15 protein-coding genes are annotated in these 16,890 nt (G+C 70.3%); 8 read left to right on the top strand and 7 right to left on the bottom strand.

From position 1 onward, the window contains the following. Positions 1 to 50: 50 nt before the first annotated feature. A complete protein-coding gene (locus ACK8HH_RS13265; protein ID WP_231875701.1) occupies positions 51 to 2,474 on the bottom strand; it encodes an acetyl-CoA acetyltransferase in 2,424 nt (807 codons plus the stop codon). A 90-nt stretch (positions 2,475 to 2,564) separates the two neighbouring features. Here ACK8HH_RS13265 and ACK8HH_RS13260 point away from each other — a divergent pair, with 90 nt between their 5' ends. Together ACK8HH_RS13260 and ACK8HH_RS13255 are read left to right on the top strand one after the other, a co-directional pair. Further along, entirely contained in the window at positions 2,565 to 3,902 is a 1,338-nt protein-coding gene (locus ACK8HH_RS13260; protein WP_412475251.1) for a hypothetical protein, read from the top strand. Between the two features lie 9 nt (positions 3,903 to 3,911). Next, on the top strand, positions 3,912 to 5,285 hold the full coding sequence (locus tag ACK8HH_RS13255) for an NAD-dependent succinate-semialdehyde dehydrogenase (RefSeq protein ID WP_039867151.1): 1,374 nt from the start codon (positions 3,912 to 3,914) through the stop codon (positions 5,283 to 5,285). A gap of 1 nt (position 5,286) precedes the next feature. On the opposite strand, the gene ACK8HH_RS13250 is transcribed toward ACK8HH_RS13255, so the two are convergent. Continuing rightward, positions 5,287 to 6,213: a hypothetical protein gene (locus ACK8HH_RS13250; protein ID WP_045540711.1), complete on the bottom strand. Its 927-nt coding sequence runs from the start codon at positions 6,211 to 6,213 to the stop codon at positions 5,287 to 5,289. Between the two features lie 21 nt (positions 6,214 to 6,234). Continuing rightward, a complete protein-coding gene (locus ACK8HH_RS13245; RefSeq protein WP_039867210.1) occupies positions 6,235 to 6,798 on the bottom strand; it encodes an HhH-GPD-type base excision DNA repair protein in 564 nt (187 codons plus the stop codon). A gap of 124 nt (positions 6,799 to 6,922) precedes the next feature. On the opposite strand from ACK8HH_RS13245, the gene ACK8HH_RS13240 reads away from it, so the two are divergent. Further along, the gene (locus ACK8HH_RS13240; RefSeq protein WP_231875700.1) at positions 6,923 to 7,456 is read left to right on the top strand and encodes a hypothetical protein; all 534 of its coding nucleotides are present in this window, start codon (positions 6,923 to 6,925) and stop codon (positions 7,454 to 7,456) included. Next, complete coding sequence (locus ACK8HH_RS13235) at positions 7,453 to 8,874, top strand: sugar porter family MFS transporter (RefSeq protein ID WP_045540857.1); 1,422 nt, start codon at positions 7,453 to 7,455, stop codon at positions 8,872 to 8,874. Before ACK8HH_RS13240 ends, ACK8HH_RS13235 begins: the two co-directional genes overlap by 4 nt. A gap of 1 nt (position 8,875) precedes the next feature. Here the strand turns inward: ACK8HH_RS13235 and ACK8HH_RS13230 are convergent, their stop codons facing one another. From ACK8HH_RS13230 to ACK8HH_RS13220, 3 genes are all read right to left on the bottom strand, one after another. Continuing rightward, positions 8,876 to 10,033 (bottom strand): alpha/beta hydrolase family protein, encoded by a 1,158-nt coding sequence (locus ACK8HH_RS13230; protein WP_062367012.1) that lies wholly within the window; start codon positions 10,031 to 10,033, stop codon positions 8,876 to 8,878. Positions 10,034 to 10,128: 95 nt separating this feature from the next. Continuing rightward, positions 10,129 to 11,190: a hypothetical protein gene (locus ACK8HH_RS13225; RefSeq protein WP_412475250.1), complete on the bottom strand. Its 1,062-nt coding sequence runs from the start codon at positions 11,188 to 11,190 to the stop codon at positions 10,129 to 10,131. A gap of 286 nt (positions 11,191 to 11,476) precedes the next feature. After that, positions 11,477 to 12,343: a hypothetical protein gene (locus ACK8HH_RS13220; protein WP_412475249.1), complete on the bottom strand. Its 867-nt coding sequence runs from the start codon at positions 12,341 to 12,343 to the stop codon at positions 11,477 to 11,479. A 239-nt stretch (positions 12,344 to 12,582) separates the two neighbouring features. Between ACK8HH_RS13220 and ACK8HH_RS13215 the strand changes: the two genes are divergently transcribed. From ACK8HH_RS13215 to ACK8HH_RS13200, 4 genes are read left to right on the top strand one after another with little or no spacing between them, the layout of a single operon-like run. Next, on the top strand, positions 12,583 to 13,635 hold the full coding sequence (locus ACK8HH_RS13215; RefSeq protein WP_006895828.1) for a thiamine ABC transporter substrate binding subunit: 1,053 nt from the start codon (positions 12,583 to 12,585) through the stop codon (positions 13,633 to 13,635). Positions 13,636 to 13,637: 2 nt separating this feature from the next. Continuing rightward, complete coding sequence (locus ACK8HH_RS13210; RefSeq protein ID WP_006895829.1) at positions 13,638 to 15,284, top strand: ABC transporter permease; 1,647 nt, start codon at positions 13,638 to 13,640, stop codon at positions 15,282 to 15,284. After that, positions 15,285 to 16,313: an ABC transporter ATP-binding protein gene (locus tag ACK8HH_RS13205; protein ID WP_412475248.1), complete on the top strand. Its 1,029-nt coding sequence runs from the start codon at positions 15,285 to 15,287 to the stop codon at positions 16,311 to 16,313. Next, positions 16,310 to 16,723, top strand: coding sequence for a (deoxy)nucleoside triphosphate pyrophosphohydrolase (locus tag ACK8HH_RS13200; protein WP_412475247.1), 414 nt, complete (start codon positions 16,310 to 16,312; stop codon positions 16,721 to 16,723). Before ACK8HH_RS13205 ends, ACK8HH_RS13200 begins: the two co-directional genes overlap by 4 nt. On the opposite strand, the gene ACK8HH_RS13195 is transcribed toward ACK8HH_RS13200, so the two are convergent. Continuing rightward, a complete protein-coding gene (locus ACK8HH_RS13195) occupies positions 16,710 to 16,886 on the bottom strand; it encodes a hypothetical protein (RefSeq protein ID WP_006895834.1) in 177 nt (58 codons plus the stop codon). The genes ACK8HH_RS13200 and ACK8HH_RS13195 overlap by 14 nt on opposite strands. Positions 16,887 to 16,890 lie beyond the last annotated feature (4 nt).

Here is a 16,890-nt window from a genome sequence, read left to right as displayed (position 1 = left end):
TTCAAGAGGGAGCCGGACATCTGCAGGTCGGCGACGGTTTCAGTGGGGAGTCAGCATCCTCTCCACTGCGGTTCGCGCTTCTGCGCGAAGGCCGTGACACCCTCGCGGAGATCCTCCGAGACGAGGACGGTGTCGAGGACCGCGAGGCTCTCGTCCACGGCCCGGACCGTGTCCGGCTGCGATTCGGATCCGGCCATCGCCGCCAGTGAGGCGCGAACGGCGACCGGTGACGCGGCCAGGATCTCCTCGGCCACGGCGCGGGCGGCGGACATCACTTCACCGTGCGGTGCCACCCTCGACACCAGGCCGTACGCCAGCGCCTCCGCGGCGTCGATGCGGCGTCCGGTGAGGATCATGTCGCGGGCGAGGGCGGGCGGGACGACGCGGGGGAGGCGGACCAGCCCGCCGGCCGCGGCGACCAGACCGACCTTCACTTCGGGCAGACCGAAGGAGGCCTCCTCGTCCGCGACGATCACATGGCAGGCCAGGGCGATCTCGAGCCCGCCGCCGAGGGCGAAACCGTTCACCGCGGCGATCACCGGCTTGATCCGGTCGCGCCGCGCGGTGAGCCCGGCGAAGCCGTTGGCGGGCATCGCGAGGCCTCCTTGGGCGCCGGCGCTCAGATCGTTGCCCGCCGAGAACGCGGCCGAGCCGGCGCCGGTCAGGATCGCAACCCACAGATCGGGATCGGCGAAGTACGCGTCGAAGACGGAGTCCAGTTCCGCGTTCGCCGCCGGATTCAGCGCGTTGCGGACCTCGGGCCGGTTGATCGTCACCTCGAGCACCCGTCCCTCGCGCCGGACGAGCAGATGCTCGTACCGCTCGGCGAATCCGACCGCCGCGCGCGGATGGCGCGCATCGAGGACGTCGCGTGTGCGTGCCGCGTGGTTCTGGTTCGTCGACGCGCGGACGAAGATCGGCGTTCCGATGGGGTCGTCGTCGGCGCGCAGCAGATCGAGCAGGCCGGGGTCGTCCACGGCCGCGACGAACCGGGCGCCGTCGCCGAGCCGGCCGACCACGGTGGCTCCGGGGGCCTCGCCGTCGGGATCGATGACAGCGAACGACTCGATCGTCGCCGGGCCGTTCGGATAGTGCGCCACCCGCACCGACGGTGCGGCGTCCAATTCGCGTTGCAGGTCGGCGGAGGTGCTCGGACGCCAGGGAGCGGGGACGGACGAGTACACGCCCACCGAGTACTTGCTCAAGACGCCGCCGTTGGCTGCGACCAGGCCGAACGAGCCGGGCTCGCGCCGCGCCCGCGACACGATCTCCGCGATGCCGTGCATCGAATAGTTGTTGCCGGGCCCGCCGAAGTAGGGGAGCCCGCCGGTGACGGTCAGTCCACGGGGGTCGTCGGGCGAGAGTCCGAGCTCGTCGATGACGTGCGAGACCGCGACCGGGAAGCAGCTGTACAGATCGAAGTGCGCGACGTCGTCGACATCGGTGCCCGCCAGGCGCAGTGCCTCCCGGACAGCGGCGACCGACGCGGGTCCGCGGGAGAGGTCCGGCCGGGTCAGGAGCGGCTTCTCCCGCAGGTCGGCGTGGCCGTGGACGAAGACCCAGCGGTCGGCGGGGATCCCCGCCGACCGGGCGGCCGCGACGGACATCAGTACCGCGGATGCGGCCTGGTTGACGTGGTCGCGAGCCACCATTCGGCGCGGGTAGGGGACCGAGACGCGGCGGTTGCGGTCGGTGACGGTCGCCAACTCCTCGGCGGTGAACTCCTCTCGGGCGGCGGCGAAGGGGTTCCGCGCCGCCACACGCGTCATCGGTGCGAACAGCTCGCCCATCGACCGCGCGTACTCGGCGGCGCCGAGTACGAGACGGTGGCGCCGCGCGTTCTCGACGATCGAGTACTGGGAGATGGGGATGACGACCCCGTGCTTCACCTCGTCGATCGAGGTGAGGCCGCCGATCGAGTAGCCACGGTCCTCCAGTTGCCCGCCGACGGTCTCGCTGAAGTCCGGTGCGGTGCCCGAGCGCTGGGCGTGGCGGACCGTCGACATCACCTCGGCCCCGAACAACACCACCGCGTCGGCACGCCCGGCGGCGATCTCGGCGCCGAACTCGTTCACCAGATGCTGCGGGCTCTGCCCGCCGGTCACCTCTTCGACGGCCCTGCGCGGATCCATGCCGGTGCGGCGTGCCACCGCGCGCGGCATGTTGTCCGGCCGGCCGAAGGGCGACGACGACGCCGGGCTCGACCGCTCGAACGATCGGACCGCCACCACGGTGTCGACGAGGCGTGCCACGTCGTCGGCCCCGGTGTCGGCGAGCGCCGCGCTCACCGCGCGGGCCGCGAGGTCGGCCTCGGAGAGGCCCGCGTAGTCGGCGTCGTCGATGCGTTCGGCTGCCTGGCCGACCCCTACGATGACCGGTGTGGTGGGTGGAATGTCATCGAGGCGGTACACGCACTCCGGCCGGGACGCGGATGCGCCGGGAGTGGGCTGTGCGGGTGTGGGGGCACTGGACACGGGTGGAGCCTTTCCGGCGCCGCGGCCGCGACGCCTGACACTGCACCGCATTATGCCCACGTTGCCATCGAGCGATGGCGAGGAGGTCTCGTGAGCGCGTTGACGCCGCCCGACGCGGCGATGTACTGGCGATCGTTGACCACGGCGAACGATCAGTTCCTGTTGTATGCGTTCGACGCGCCGGACGACCCGTCGGCCGATCCGTTCGCCGAACTCGCGCCCCGCGCGTCCGAGATCGCAGACCTGCGTCTCGGCGTCGCCCGCGTGCCGTGGGATCTCGGGTATCCGCGCTGGCGCGCGTCGCGTCCCCGTCCCGAGCAGTTCTGCCGACACCCGGCCACCACGTGGACCGAATGCCTGGCCGCCCTGGGGCACCTCATGGCGAGCGGCGACCGCACCGCCGGGCCGCTGTGGCGGTTGCATCTGTTCGAATCGCTCACGGATGTGCCCGACGCCGACGGCCCGGCCAACATCGTGGTGCTCCAGATCTCGCATGCGCTCGGTGGCGGGCGGCGGGTCTCGGCGATCGCACGACGGTTGCTGACGCAGGGTCGGCCCGACCGGGTGCGCAGCGGCGCGCCGCTTCCCTCCGCCGTGGCCTCGGCCGTGGCCGCCGCCGCGGGCGCCGCGGCCATTGCGCCGCGACTGGCGACCGGAACCGTCGCCGGTGCGGCCGCGTGGATGCTCCGATCCCGTTGCGGCACAGCGGAAACACCGGGCGCCGACGTGATCGAGCCGACCGTGCTCAATCGTCCGGATCCCGGCGCGGTGGAGCTGCGGACGGTGACGCTGCCGCGATCGTCGGTCCGGCGGCTGGGATCCTCGGTCACCGTCGGGGCACTGGTGGGGCTGGCCGAGGTGCTCGGGCGCTTCGGCGGGACGAGTCCTGACGGCCGGGTGGTCGCAGAGGTCGCCGTCTCCCGTGAACCGGCGACCCGAGAACCGGTGGCTCGGCGCCGGAACGACTTCTTCTCCGTCGGCGTCGATCTGCGCCCCGACCTCGATCGGCGTGCTCGATCCGAGGCGATCGCGAGCCAGCTCGACGCGGCGCGGCGGCGAGACCGTTCTGCGGCCGCCCGCGTCGACCGCTGGGCGGCAGACCGCGCTCCGTCGGTACTGGGATCGCTGGCCGTCCGGCTCTCGTCCGCGGCGCCGGTCCCGGAGCGGGTGGCGGGTGCGACCGTGGTCTCGTCGGTGAACCGCGGCGACGGCGACCTCCGGCTGGCGGGCGGTCGAGTGCTGTTCACCGCGGGGTTCCCGGCCTTGTCCGCGGTCCACGGACTCACCCACGGCGTGCACGGAATCGGTGCGACGGTGACCGTGTCGATCGCCGCTCGCGGAACCGCCGCGCGGACCGTCGACGAGTACGCCGCAGCCGTGCGCGCGGCCTTCGGAGGAAGCCCGGCGACGCCACCTTCGCACGCGTAGCATTCGCATATGACTGCTTATGTGACCCAGAACCCCGCCACCGGCGTCGTGGAGCGCGAGTTTCCGACGATCACCGACGACCAGATCGATCCGATCCTGGAACGCGCCGAGAAGGCATATCGCCAGTGGCGGCAGACTCCGATCGAGCAGCGCGTACAGATGCTTCGCGACACCGCCGCGGCGTACCGCGACCGGGCGTCCGAACTGGCCGCGGTCATCACGAAGGAGATGGGGAAGCCGACCAAGCAGGGTCTGGGTGAGCTCGCACTGACGGCGATGATCTACGACTGGTACGCGGACAACGGCCCGGCTCTGCTGGAGACCGAGCAACTCGATCCGCAGGGAGCCGCGGAGTCGATCGTCACCCGCACGCCGATCGGCCCGATCCTCGGCATCATGCCGTGGAACTTCCCCTACTACCAGGTGGCCCGGTTCGTGGCTCCGAATCTGTTGCTGGGCAACACGATCATCCTCAAGCACGCCCCGATCTGCGCTGCGTCGTCGGAGCTGATGGAACAGATCGCGCACGCCGCCGGGGTTCCCGCCGACGCCTACATCAACGTCTTCGCGACCAACGAGCAGATCGCGACGATGATCGCCGATCGCCGGTTGCAGGGCGTCTCACTCACCGGATCGAGCCGCGCCGGGGCGGCGGTCGCGGAAGTCGCGGCGCGCAACCTCAAGAAGTCGGTGCTCGAACTCGGCGGATCGGACCCGTTCATCGTGCTCGACACCCCGGATGTCGCGGCGCTGGCCGCCGGCGCCGCAGCCATGCGGACGATGAACGCGGGCCAGGCGTGCAATTCGCCCAAGCGGTTCATCGTCGATGAGTCGATCTACGACGACTTCGTCACGAACCTGACGGCGGCGATCTCCGGGCTTGCGGTGGGCGATCCGGCCGAGGACGGGACCAAGGTGGGGCCGCTGTCGTCGGTCACCGCGCGTGACAACGTGGTCAAGCAGGTCTCGCAGGCGGTGGAGCAGGGCGCGACGCTGCACACCGGCGGAGAGGCCCTCGACGGGCCGGGCGCGTTCATGGCTCCCGCGGTCCTCACCGATGTGACGCCGGAGATGGATGCGTACCGCGAGGAGATCTTCGGCCCGGTGGCGGTGGTCTACAAGTTCTCGTCGGTCGACGAGGCCGTCGATCTGGCCAACGACGTCGAGTACGGACTCTCCGGTTCGGTGTGGAGCTCGGACGTCGAGGCCGCGCAGGCCGTGGCCGACCGGCTCGATGTCGGCATGGCGATGGTGAACGAGCACGGGACCTCGCTGCCCGGCCTGCCCTTCGGCGGCGTCAAGCAGTCGGGGTACGGCCGTGAACTCGGACAGTGGGGTCTCGGCGAGTTCGCCAACGTGCGGTTGCGCCGGACCGCGAAGTAGCTCAGGAGCGACCGGGGTACCGGCTGACGGCGTCGTCGGTCGGGTCCCCGGGAAGCTGCGGCCGCGTCGGTGTCTGCGGGGTCGCCGCGGTTCCGGCGCGGGTGAGGCGCTTGGGGAGCCGGTCGGCCAGCCCGCCGATCGGTGCCACGGACGCATTGAGCAGTTCCACGACCTCGTTGAGGTGGTCGACGGTCTCCTGCATCGCAGCGAGATTCGGCGGCAGCGAGGCGAGCGTCTCGGACAGCTCGGTGAACTTGTCGAGCGGTCCGCCCGGAGCGATCAGCTTCTCGAGGGCACCGTCGGCGCCGAGCAGTTGATCGAGCAGGCCCTCGTCGCCAGCGGCGCGGTCGAGCACGCCGCCGGGCTGGGACAGCTTCTCCAGCACACCGTCCGGAGCGGTCAGCTTGTCGACGATGCCGCCCTCGGATGTCAGCCGCTCGAGGATGCCCTCGTTCTCGGTGAACTGGTCGACCACGCCGCCTTCCCGGGTGAGCCGGTCGAGCGGTCCGTCCTTCGCGGCCAGCCGCATCAGGATCCCCTTCTCGTCCGTCATCTGGTCGAGCAGGCCACCGCGCTCGGTCAGCTTCTCGAGCAGACCGTCCGGAGCGGTGAGACGGTCGATCACGCCGCCCGGCTGGATCAAGCGGTCGAGGGGGCCGCCGTTGGCCAGAATCCGGCCGAAGGGGCGGTCGGGGCTCAGCAGATCGGCCACCTGGCTGAGGATCGCGAGCGGAGCCCGGACAGTGGCGATCTCGCTGTTCTCGTCGATTCCGAGCATCGAGTTCACCTCGGACTCGATGCTCTCGGCGGTGAGCCGCGCGACGTTGACGACCGACTCGACCGTGGAGAGTGCGATACCGGCCGTGGCGAAGCCGAGACGCAGTGGCAGCTTGACGGCCATCCGGACTTCGTTCGCGCTGCTATTCATGGTCGACGATTGTAGCGCTCGTCATTTCCTGGCAGCCGCCTTCGCGGCCTTCTTGAAGTCCCGAACCCGCTGGAGCGACTCCGGATCGGTGACATCGGCCACGGAACGGTATCCCTTGCGGCCGTAATCACCGGTCACCTTGGTCCACCCGCGCGGTTTCACGTCCAGTTGCTTGGCGAGCAGGGCCACGAAGATCTTGGCCTTCTGCTCGCCGAAACCGGGCAGCGCGCGGACACGCCCGAACAGTTCTTCGCCGGTACGGGCAGTGGTCCAGAGGGCGGCGGTGTCGCCGTCGTACTCGTCCACCACCGTTCGGGCGAGCTCCTGGATCCGGCCGGCCATCGACCGCCCGTAGCGGTGTATCGCGGGCGGAGTGGCGCACAACTCGGCGAAGGCCTCCGGGTCGGCGTGGGCGATCGCCACCGGATCGAGGGTGCCGAACCGCTCCAGGATCTTCGCCGGTCCGGCGAACGCCCGCTCCATCGGAAACTGCTGGTCGAGCAGCATGCCCGTCACGAGTGCGAAGGCGTCCGTGGATAGCAGTGCGTCCGCGACCGGGTCCTGGGCGATCTGGAGGTCAGCCATGCCGCTCATGCTAGTCGCCCGCGGTCATCGGCACGCCGGTCGTCGGCGAACTCCGAGACCCTCTCCGGCGGCGCCCCGGTCGAAGTCCCGGCGCTCGCGGCTCCCGGCTGGCACACTCCCAAGCATGCGTACTGCAGACTGCTCAGCCAGGAGATCGGTTCGGGGAGTACGGCGCCGGGGGAGGGCGGTCGCGGCGGCGGGCGCGAGCGCGGCGGTGCTGGCCGCCGGGTGCGTCGCCGTCCCGCAGGCGCACGCGTCGCCCTACGGCGCCGAGTACGTGCGGTCCATCCGGTGCGACAGCGCCAATCCGTGGCCCGGTGCGCGGCTGCGGATCGTGGTCGATGTGTACACGGGCGGCCCGTTCCCGACGGACGGACTGCCGGGGCCGGCCATCACGCTCTCGTCGAACAATCCGGGCGGGGTGGGTCCGGTGCTCGAGCTGACGATGCTCACGACTGTGACCTGGCGCAACCTGTCGACCGGACGGACCGGCACCGTGCGGGTGCCCACCCGCGCGCACACCGCCGACTGGGACGTCGTGCTCCACCCGGGTCGCGGCGCCGTGCGGTTCACCGTGCATCAGAAGATCGGGGCGATGGCCTTCAACCCGATGGTGAATCCGCAGTACTCGTCGTGCACCGGAACGGCAGTCGCATGACCGCGTCGGAGACCGGGCGCACAGACGTCCCGCTGATGCGAGTCCTCGGAGTCTCGACCGCCGCAGCGGTCGGCGGCTTCCTGTTCGGTTTCGACAGCTCGGTCATCAACGGTGCGGTGGACGCGATCCAGGGCGAGTTCGGGCTGTCGGACCTGGTCACCGGCGTCGCGGTCGCCATCGCCCTGGTCGGTTGCGCGCTCGGGGCGTGGTTCGCGGGCGGACTCGCCGACCGGTGGGGCCGCAAGAAGGTGATGCTGCTCGGTTCGGCCTTGTTCATCGCCTCGTCGATCGGCGCCGGTCTCACTCAGACGGTGTGGGATCTGATGCTCTGGCGGCTCATCGGGGGTCTGGGCATCGGCATCGCGTCGGTGATCGCTCCCGCGTACATCGCCGAGATCGCGCCCGCCCGGTTCCGCGGCGCGCTCGGTTCGATGCAGCAGCTCGCGATCACGCTGGGCATCTTCGCGGCGCTGCTGTCGGACGCGGTGCTCGCCGACAGTGCCGGCGCCGCCGCCAACACCCTCTGGCTGGACATCGAGGCGTGGCGGTGGATGTTCCTGGTCGGTGTGGTGCCGGCCGTCGTCTACGGCGTGCTGTCGCTGACGATCCCGGAGTCGCCGCGCTATCTGGTGGTCCGCGGACGTGACGGCGAGGCCTCGCGGATTCTCGCTCACGTGACCGGGGAACCCGATCCGGACGGCCGGGTCGCGGAGATCCACCGCACTGTGAAGCTCGAGTCCGCGGCGTCGATGCGCGACCTCGCCGGGCCGGCGTTCGGTCTCCACCCGCTGGTGTGGGTCGGTATCTGGCTCGCCGTGTTCCAGCAGTTCGTGGGCATCAACGCCATCTTCTACTACTCGACCACCCTGTGGCAGTCGGTCGGCTTCTCCGAGTCGGCGTCGTTCGTCACCTCGGTGATCACGGCGGTCATCAACGTGGTGATGACCTTTGTGGCGATCGGCTTCGTGGACCGGGTGGGACGCCGACTGCTGCTGCTCTTCGGCTCCGTGGGCATGTTCGTGGGGCTGGTGCTGGCATCGGTGGCCTTCACGCAGGTCTACGACGCCGTCGACGATTCGGGCGATACGGTCTCGCGGCTCCCGACGAGTTGGGGCGTGCTGGCACTGATCGGCGCGAATCTGTTCGTCATCGCTTTCGCCGCCAGCTGGGGACCGGTGATGTGGGTGATGCTCGGTGAGATGTTCCCCAACCGCTACCGAGCGGTGGCTCTCGGTCTGTGCACCGCGGTGAACTGGCTTTCCAACTTCACCATCTCGCTGCTGTTCCCGGCCGCGATGGGCTGGGTGGGCCCGGCCTTCGTCTACGGCTTCTTCGCGCTGTGCGCCGGGATCTCGTTCTTCTACGTGCGCGCGAAGGTGCCGGAGACGAAGGGCATGGAATTGGAGGAGATGGGCTGACTCAGAACAGTCCGCCGAGGAAATTGTCGACGGCGGCCTGCTCCTGACGCTTGCCCGCCGACTCGTCGCCGGTGAGATACGTGCTCATCTTGACCTTGTTGCTCGAGAGCTGCGCCTGGGTGACGTACCGCAGCGATGCGGGCACCACGACGCTCTCGTCCACCAGGCGCTGGCTCATGAGGATCGGGCGGTTGAAGCCGCGCGCCGGGATCGCGAGCGACTTGCGCAGCGATGATGCGAGTGCGGCGTTCGACGCGAGCGGCTTCGAGACCAGGTCGGCCAGCTGCGTGCCGCCGATCTCTTTGATCAGCGCCGAAGTGCACAGCTTCTGAGCCTTCTGGACCAGGGCTTCGCCGCGCGGGGTGAGGATCGTGCCCAGGTCCTCGGTGCTCTGAGAAGCCAGGGTGTAGAGGACGTCGGCCACCACGGCCGTCGGTACCGCCGAGGACGACGGACTCAGGCCGGCGACCACGTCGTCGTAGCCGGCCGGAATGCTGGTCGCGGCGGCGCCGCGGAAGTCGAGCTCACCGGTCTGCCACGCGGTCGCGTTGCGGGCCAGCGACGTGGCGGCTGCGGCGCCCTGCGTGGAGCCGACCACCGCCCACTTCGGCGACAGCGAGGACGAGCCCACGTCGGCTCCGGCACGGACCGCGTCGACGATGTTGTGCGCGGTCGCGTCGACGTCGGAGTACTGCGGTGAACCCGGCGCGCCGACGGCCGCGTAGTCGGGGGCGATGACGGCGTAGCCGCGACCGAGCAGATGGCTGAGCGTCGAGCGGTCGTCGGCATCGCGCTTGGCCGACGGGGCACATGAATCGTTCCAGCCGTCGGAGCCGTGGGCCCAGACGACGACCGGCCAGCCGGCCGCCGGCGCCTTGCCCCGGGGCTCGAGCAGCACAGCCGTGGACAGATGCAGACGCTCGTCGGCGCCGATGGACCAGTAGCTGTACTGCTGGCCGGCGGCGGCACCCGGCACCAGCGCCCGGCCGTCGATGGTCCGGTTGGCGAACACCGATCCCGCGGTCTGGCCGCCGGTGGGGGCCGGGGCGTCCTCCGGATCGGCGACGGCGAGTGCGCCGGTGACGCCGCCGACCGTCAGCGCGGCTGCCGCGGCGGTCACGACGAGGGTGCGGGCGAGCCGCTTCCGGGCGGTGATCATTATTCGGTCCTTTACGACGGGCCGCCGGGCTGCGGCGGAGTGAGAGAGTGCCGGTGCGGCCGGCACAGTAGGGATCGGCGTCAGTCCTGAACTGGTCAGTTCTGGACTGTGCCGAGCGCGGGCAGGAAGAAGCAGGTGCGGTCGGCGGTGGTCGTGGTGCCGAAGACCGCCGAGAGGATGTGGCCCTTACCGGTGTCGACGCGGGCCAGACGGACGCCGTGGAAGTTCTCGGTGTCGGTGAGCAACTGCTTGAGCGGTCCGGCGGACGCCGCCTCCGACAGCGGCTTCAGATCGGCCAGGCCGCCCTTCATGGTGGTGGTGTTGAACCACGCGACGCGGAACTGGTCCGAGTCGGGCTTGCCGGGCGGCACCAGTGCGAAGGCCGTCTGATCCTCACCGATCGCCGTCAGCAGTTCCTTGCTGTCGGCGGGCAACAGCGAGGTGAGCGCAGTGAGCACCCCGGTGCGGTCGGCGGCGACGGTGGGCCACGGGCCGGGTGCCGCCAGAACCGGGGCGGTGGTGAGTCCGAGCGGGTTGTCGGGGGTGGGCTCGGCGCACAGCGGAGCCACGGCGGGGGACAGCAGGGACGTTCCGGTGACCTTCTGCAGCACGGTCAGCACGTCGGCGGCGGGAGCCGGTGCGGGCGCCGCGGGGACGGTGGCTGCGACCGGGGCGGGCGTCTGCGGGTCGCTCTGTCCGAGCCTGCCCAGACCGAGCTTCTCGAGGCCGGCGCCGTCGAGACCGATGCCGTTGAGAACACTCGCGCTGTCCAGGTACTTCGACAGATCCAGCCGGCCGTCGGAGGAGAGGATGGCGGTGATCGCCTCGACGGCCTTCTCGTCGCCGCCGGTGGCCTTGAGCTTGCGCAAGAGATCGGCGAGCGCGGCGTCGCCCGGAATCGTCGGCAGGGTGCGCACCTGATCGGCCTGCGGTGCGGCCGTCTGCGGTGCGGTGGAGTCGGGTGCCGACGGTGCCGTGGAGTCGGGGACTGTGCTCTGCGGGGCGCTCGTCTCGGGGACGGCGGTGCCCGGAGTGCTCGCCTCGGGCGACGGTGCCGCCGGATCGGCCCCGGCGGCGGCCGGCACAGCGAGTGCTGCGGCGGCGACTGCGAGCCCGGCGATGCCGAACCGCATCGATCGGTACGTGCGTGGACTCACTGGCTTACCTCCACAACTGCGCAACGGCCACGGCGGCCGTGACCGCTGTGGCTGATGTGACTAAAGTTTCTTAAGTTAATAATGAGAATCAACCGCTGGATTTCTCAAGGAGCGAGTCCGAGTCGTTACCTGGATGCGACCCTTTGGAGATGTCGGAGCTGTTGCGCCACAAAGCTTTTCGTTGCCATAGCGATGTCCGTCACAAGGTGCGGCGGCGCCCCCGAAACCGATCAGAGCCCCGGACCTCCGATGGTCCAGGGCTCTGATCGAACTCGGGTCGAGGGGCTCAGATGATCGCGGTGCCGATCGTCGGAGCGATCATGCATGAGACGTTCTTGCCCTTGATCTTCGTCGTCACGGTTCCGTAGATCGTCGACACGATCCGGCCGCGGCCGGTGTTGGCGATGCCGGTGAACGTGCCGGGGCCATTGGTGGCGTTGATCTTCGGATTGGGCAGCAGCGCCTGCTGTCCGGTGCGGCCGTTGTCGATGTTGAGCCAGGTGACGAAGAGCTTCTGTGCCGACTTCACCGCGGGCCCGGTGCCGAGGCTGGTGTAGACGTAGCCGGCCTGGCCGCGCTTCGGGCCGGGTGCCGGTGCGGCCTGCGGTCCGGCCGTCACCAGGGCCATGCCGACCGAATTGCCGCCGCCGGGCATGCAGCCGAAGCCCAGGGTCGGATACAGGAACTGCTGGATCCGCGGCTTGCCGGGGCCGGTGGGGATGTCGGGCGCGTCGCTCTTCTTCTTCTCGGCCGCGGGGGTCGCCTCGTGCGACAGGGTCTTCGCGGCCTCCTTGGCCCCGGGCTCGCCCAGGAAATCAATCAGCGAGCGCCAGACGTCCTGCGCCTCGGCGGGTACGGCCGGGTTGTCGGCCAGCTTGCGGACCTGGGCCAGGAGCTCGGTGTTGACCTTGCCGTCGGAGTCGCGGGTGGCGGCGGAGCCGATCAGGGCCGGAGTCAGTGCCCCGAGGGATTCGAGGACCTTGGGCTCCACGGTGGGCGCGTGAGCGGCGTCCGGGATCGGAAGCTCCTGCTGCGCGGCCGGAGCGTCCTTCGCGGGCTCGGCCGATGCGGTCGACGGGACGAGCAGAGCGGGGGCGATGACTGCTGCCGCAGCGACGGCTGCGGCGGTGCGGCGGGAGCGCGCGAGTCGCACGGCTGAATCCTCTTCGGTCGACGAACAGTTGTCTAGTGAGGCGAGTGTAGCCACAATCCCATGAAACTACTGAGACGTGTGTGAAAATTGTTACACAAGAGGTTGGAGGGGTTTTGGCTGCGGATGCCCTCCGAATGCGGATACGCACCGTCAACTGGTTAGATTCGCCTCAGGTGACCAACAACTGGCCCGCAGGCGAAATCTGTGGGCTTCTCTATCGAGGGGACGTGGGTTAGCAGATGGCCTTCTTCGGCAACGCGCGCTTCGGCAGCGCGCGGCGCAACCGCGCCGTCGTGGCGGCGGCACTGGCAGCCGTGCTGGTGGCGACGTCGGCGTGTACCTCCGGATCGGGTGGTGCCGACGAGGTGACGTTGTTGACGCACGACTCGTTCGAACTGCCGCAGAACCTGATCGACCGGTTCGAGAAGCAGACCGGTACCGAACTCAAGATCGTGCGTTCGGGCGATGCCGGGCAGCTCTCCTCAGTGGTGTCGCTGACCCCGGGATCGCCCAAGGGCGACGCCGTGTTCGGTATCGACAACACCTTCGCGGCCCGGCCGATCGAAGCCAAGGCGCTCGACCCCTACACCTCGCCCGCCGCGGTCGACGGCTCGGCGAAGTACGACATTCAGGGCGCGCCCGGGCAACTCACCGCCGTCGACCGGGGAGACGTGTGCCTGAACGTCGACGATGCCTGGTTCGACAAGCACGGCATCGAGGCGCCCACGTCTCTCGAGCAGCTCACGCAGCCCCGGTACCGGGACATGGCGGCTCTCCTCGACCCGTCGACGTCGTCGCCAGGGATGGGCTTCCTGCTCACCACGATCGGGCGGTTCAAGGGCGGAGTGGACGACTACTGGCGCGGCTTGGTCGACAACGGCGCCCAGATCGTCTCCGGGTGGGAAGTGGCCTACAACCAGTTGTTCAGCGCCGGCGCCGGGCACGGCGACAAGCCGATCGTGGTGTCGTACGCGTCGAGTCCGGCCGCCACGCCGGGTACCAGCGCACTGCTGAACGCGTGCTTCGCGCAGGTGGAGTACATCGGCGTCCTGCGCGGTGCGGCGAACACCGCGGGTGCGCGCAAGCTCGTGGACTTCATGCTGACCCCGGAGGTGCAGGCCGCGCTGCCCACGGCCATGTACGTCTATCCGGTGCAGAAAGACATCCCGCTGCCCGCCGACTGGCGGCAGCGTGCGCCGATGCCCGCGTGGACCGTCACGATGTCGCCGGAGTACATCGACGCACACCGTGAACAGTGGCTGAACGAGTGGCGCGCCACGGTCAAGCGCTGACCGTGTCCGCGCCGGCGCGCCGGACCCCGGCGCCGATTCGCCGCACGTCGACGGCCGCTCGGGTCGCGACGGTCGTGCCCGCGGCGTTCATCGTGGTCATGTTCGTATGGCCGCTGGTCACCCTGGCCCGGCGGGCGGTGGCCGATGACGACGGTGCGGGCTTCTGGCAGTTGATCGACCGTACGGCTGGCTGGCATCTGCTGGCGGTCACCCTCGCCCAGGCGGCGGCGTCGGCGGTCCTGACAGTGCTGATCGCGGCGCCGATCGTGTGGCTCGTGGCCACCGTGGACCTGCCGGGCACGGCGATCCTCCGGGTGATCGTGACGGTCCCGTTCGTCCTGCCGACGGTGGTGGTGGGGGTGGCCTTCCGGGCGCTGCTGACCGGGCCGCTCGGCTTCCTCGGCGTCACCGACGGGTGGGCGGCGATCCTGCCCGCCCACATCTTCCTCAACGTGGCGGTCGTCGTCCGTGTCGTCAGCGCCGCCTGGCAGCAGATCGACCCGAGGACCGTCGAGGCCGCGCGAACCCTGGGCGCGACCGCGCCGCGGGCCTTCTGGGACGTGGTGGTTCCGCGGATCGCGCCCGCGCTGGCCTCGGCCGCGGCGCTGGTCTTCCTGTTCTGCTCCACCAGCTTCGGCGTCGTGGTGGTCCTCGGCGGCGGCACCGCCCGGACACTGGAGACGGAGATCTACCAGCAGGCGATCGGGTACTTCCGCATCCCGGAGGCGGTGGCGCTCTCCCTCCTGCAGATCGTGGTGGTCGCCTGCGCGCTGCTGCTGACCCGAGCGGTCGGCGGATCGTCCACCGTCGGCGCCGGTACGGCTCCGGCCGCAGGCCACCGGCGACGGCCCCGCGGGATCCGCCTGCCGGCGGCCCTCCTCGCACTCGCGTGGACCGCCCTGTGGCTTCTGCTGCCCCTGGCGGCGCTGGTGCTCTCGTCGCTGCGCCCCGCGGGTGCCTGGACCCTCGACGGCTACCGCGGCCTAACCGATGGGTCCTACGGCGACTCGGCGTTGTCGGCGATGCGCTACTCCGTCACGAGCGCCGGGGGAGCGACCCTGTTGGCGGTGGTGGGCGGGCTGCTGATCGCGGTCCCGGTGACCCGCGGAGGGGGCCTGCCCGCCCGCTTCACGGCGCTGCTGGCCGTACTGCCGCTCGGTGTGAGCGCGGTGACCCTCGGATTCGGCTATCTGCTGGTGATCGGCACCCTGCCCGTTCAGGTGGTGCAGTCGCCGCTGGTGATCCCCGCCGTGCAGGCGCTGCTGGCGGTGCCGGTGGTGGCGGGGATCATGATTCCCGCGCTCTCCCAGGTGCCCGAACGGCTCCGCGACGCCGCGCGCACGCTCGGAGCACGGCCGTGGCGGGTGCTCCTGTCGGTGGATCTGCGTCTCACGGCGCGGTCGCTGTGCGCCGCGGCCGGTTTCGCCTTCGTGATGGCGATCGGCGAGTTCGGTGCCACCACCTTCCTCGCCCGCGCCGACACCACCACCCTGCCGGTGCTCATCGGATCGCTCATGAGCCGCCCCGGAACCGCGAACCTCGCCACGGCGATGGCCGCATCGGTGCTGCTGGTGGCGGTCAGTGCCGCGGTGATCGCGGCGATAGAGGCCATCGTCGGGACGCGCTCACGCACGGACGGAGAGGGATAGATGCTGACCGTGGAGGGAGCGACCGTCCGGTACGGGCGATTCGAGGCGCTGGCCGGTGTGCAGTGGTCCGTGGGCACCGGAGAGTCCACGGTGACCGCTCTCCTCGGTCCCTCGGGCTGCGGCAAGTCGACGTTGTTGCGCGCGGTGGCCGGCCTCGAACCGCTGGCAGCCGGATCGATCTGCTGGGACGGTGTCGATCTGGCGACGACGGCACCGCATCGCCGCGACTTCGGCGTCGTCTTTCAGGACGGTCAACTGTTCCCCGGCCGTACGGTGGCGCAGAACATCGCCTACGGTCTCGCTCGGCGCCGTGTCCGCGGCCGCGCCGCGGCCGATCGGGTCGCGGAGATGCTGAGGCTGGTGCAACTCGACGGATTCGGCGATCGGCCGGTGTCGGCGCTCTCCGGCGGTCAGGCGCAGCGGGTGGCGCTGGCGCGGGCGCTGGCCCCGCGACCGCGGCTGCTGCTGCTCGACGAGCCGCTGGCCGCGCTCGACTCGCAACTCCGCGAATCCCTCGCCGAAGCGATCGGCGGCATCGTGCGCCGAGCGGGCACACCGACGGTCCTCGTGACACACGACCACCGCGAGGCGGCGCTGGTGGCCGACACCGTGTCGGTGATGCGCGACGGCGACATCGTCCAGACCGACACGGCGTCGCGGCTGTGGCGCCGGCCGGTGGACGAAGAGACCGCACGGTTCCTCGGCGCCCGGGCCAGTGTCCCGGGCACCGTCCGGGACGGTGTTCTGACGACCGCGCTCGGCGACGCGAGGCTGACCGGCAGCGCGGACTTCGGCGAACTGCGAGACGGCCCCTGCACGGTGGCTCTGCGTCCGGAGGCCGTCAGCGTCCGACCGGATCCGGAGGGCGATGCGGTGGTGGAGCATGCGGCCGCGCTGGTCGCCGGATGGCGCGTCCGCATCCGGATGGGCGACGAGGTCTTCGAATGCGTCGGCGATCGGCCGGTGCGCCCGGGAGCGCGGGTACGGCCGACCCTGGAGCCCGGCGCGGTGGCGGTGATCGGACGATGACCGGCGATGTCCTGGTGGTCGCGGGCGCGGTCCTCCACCGATCGCGGGTGCTCCTGGCGCAGCGTGACTATCCGGCCGAGGTGGCCGGTCTCTGGGAGCTGCCGGGCGGCAAGGTGGAATCGGGCGAGACGCCCACGCAGGCGCTCATTCGTGAACTGTGTGAGGAACTCGACGTTCGGGTTTCTGTCGGGGCGCCGCTGGCCGACGTCGTGACACCGCGCGAGGGGCTGAAGTTGGTCGCGCACCGTGCCCGGATCGTCTCCGGGACACCGCGCGCGGTGGAGCATCGCGCCATCGCGTGGGTCGACGCGCAGCGGCTGGCGGAGCTGGACCGCAGTGGTCAGATCGTGCCCAATGACATCGGCTGGATCCGGGAACTCACCGCAGAACTGCAGGTCAGGCCGCTCTAGCCTTCTTGAGTGCCTTGTTGGCCTGCTTCTTCGACAGGTGATCGCAGTCGATCTTCTTCATCCGATGGATGACGACCGGGCAACGGAGGCAGCGCGTCGATTTCTTGCAGCACTTCTTCTTCGGCTTGAGCTGCGCCACCTTCGCCGGCGAGGTCTTTCCCATAGCA

The sequence above is a fragment of the Gordonia sp. LUNF6 genome (assembly GCF_047041125.1).
In the GTDB taxonomy this organism is placed as follows: domain Bacteria; phylum Actinomycetota; class Actinomycetes; order Mycobacteriales; family Mycobacteriaceae; genus Gordonia; species Gordonia sihwensis.
This window is presented reverse-complemented; position numbering and strand designations above follow the sequence as displayed.

Excerpts from the sequence above, each read along its gene's own strand:
- ACK8HH_RS13255 (WP_039867151.1), top strand. The coding sequence starts at position 3,912 with ATGACTGCTTATGTGACCCAGAACCCCGCCACCGGCGTCGTGGAGCGC.
- ACK8HH_RS13250 (WP_045540711.1), bottom strand. The coding sequence starts at position 6,213 with ATGAATAGCAGCGCGAACGAAGTCCGGATGGCCGTCAAGCTGCCACTG.
- ACK8HH_RS13245 (WP_039867210.1), bottom strand. The coding sequence starts at position 6,798 with ATGGCTGACCTCCAGATCGCCCAGGACCCGGTCGCGGACGCACTGCTA.
- ACK8HH_RS13240 (WP_231875700.1), top strand. The coding sequence starts at position 6,923 with ATGCGTACTGCAGACTGCTCAGCCAGGAGATCGGTTCGGGGAGTACGG.
- ACK8HH_RS13235 (WP_045540857.1), top strand. The coding sequence starts at position 7,453 with ATGACCGCGTCGGAGACCGGGCGCACAGACGTCCCGCTGATGCGAGTC.
- ACK8HH_RS13230 (WP_062367012.1), bottom strand. The coding sequence starts at position 10,033 with ATGATCACCGCCCGGAAGCGGCTCGCCCGCACCCTCGTCGTGACCGCC.
- ACK8HH_RS13215 (WP_006895828.1), top strand. The coding sequence starts at position 12,583 with ATGGCCTTCTTCGGCAACGCGCGCTTCGGCAGCGCGCGGCGCAACCGC.
- ACK8HH_RS13205 (WP_412475248.1), top strand. The coding sequence starts at position 15,285 with ATGCTGACCGTGGAGGGAGCGACCGTCCGGTACGGGCGATTCGAGGCG.
- ACK8HH_RS13200 (WP_412475247.1), top strand. The coding sequence starts at position 16,310 with ATGACCGGCGATGTCCTGGTGGTCGCGGGCGCGGTCCTCCACCGATCG.
- ACK8HH_RS13195 (WP_006895834.1), bottom strand. The coding sequence starts at position 16,886 with ATGGGAAAGACCTCGCCGGCGAAGGTGGCGCAGCTCAAGCCGAAGAAG.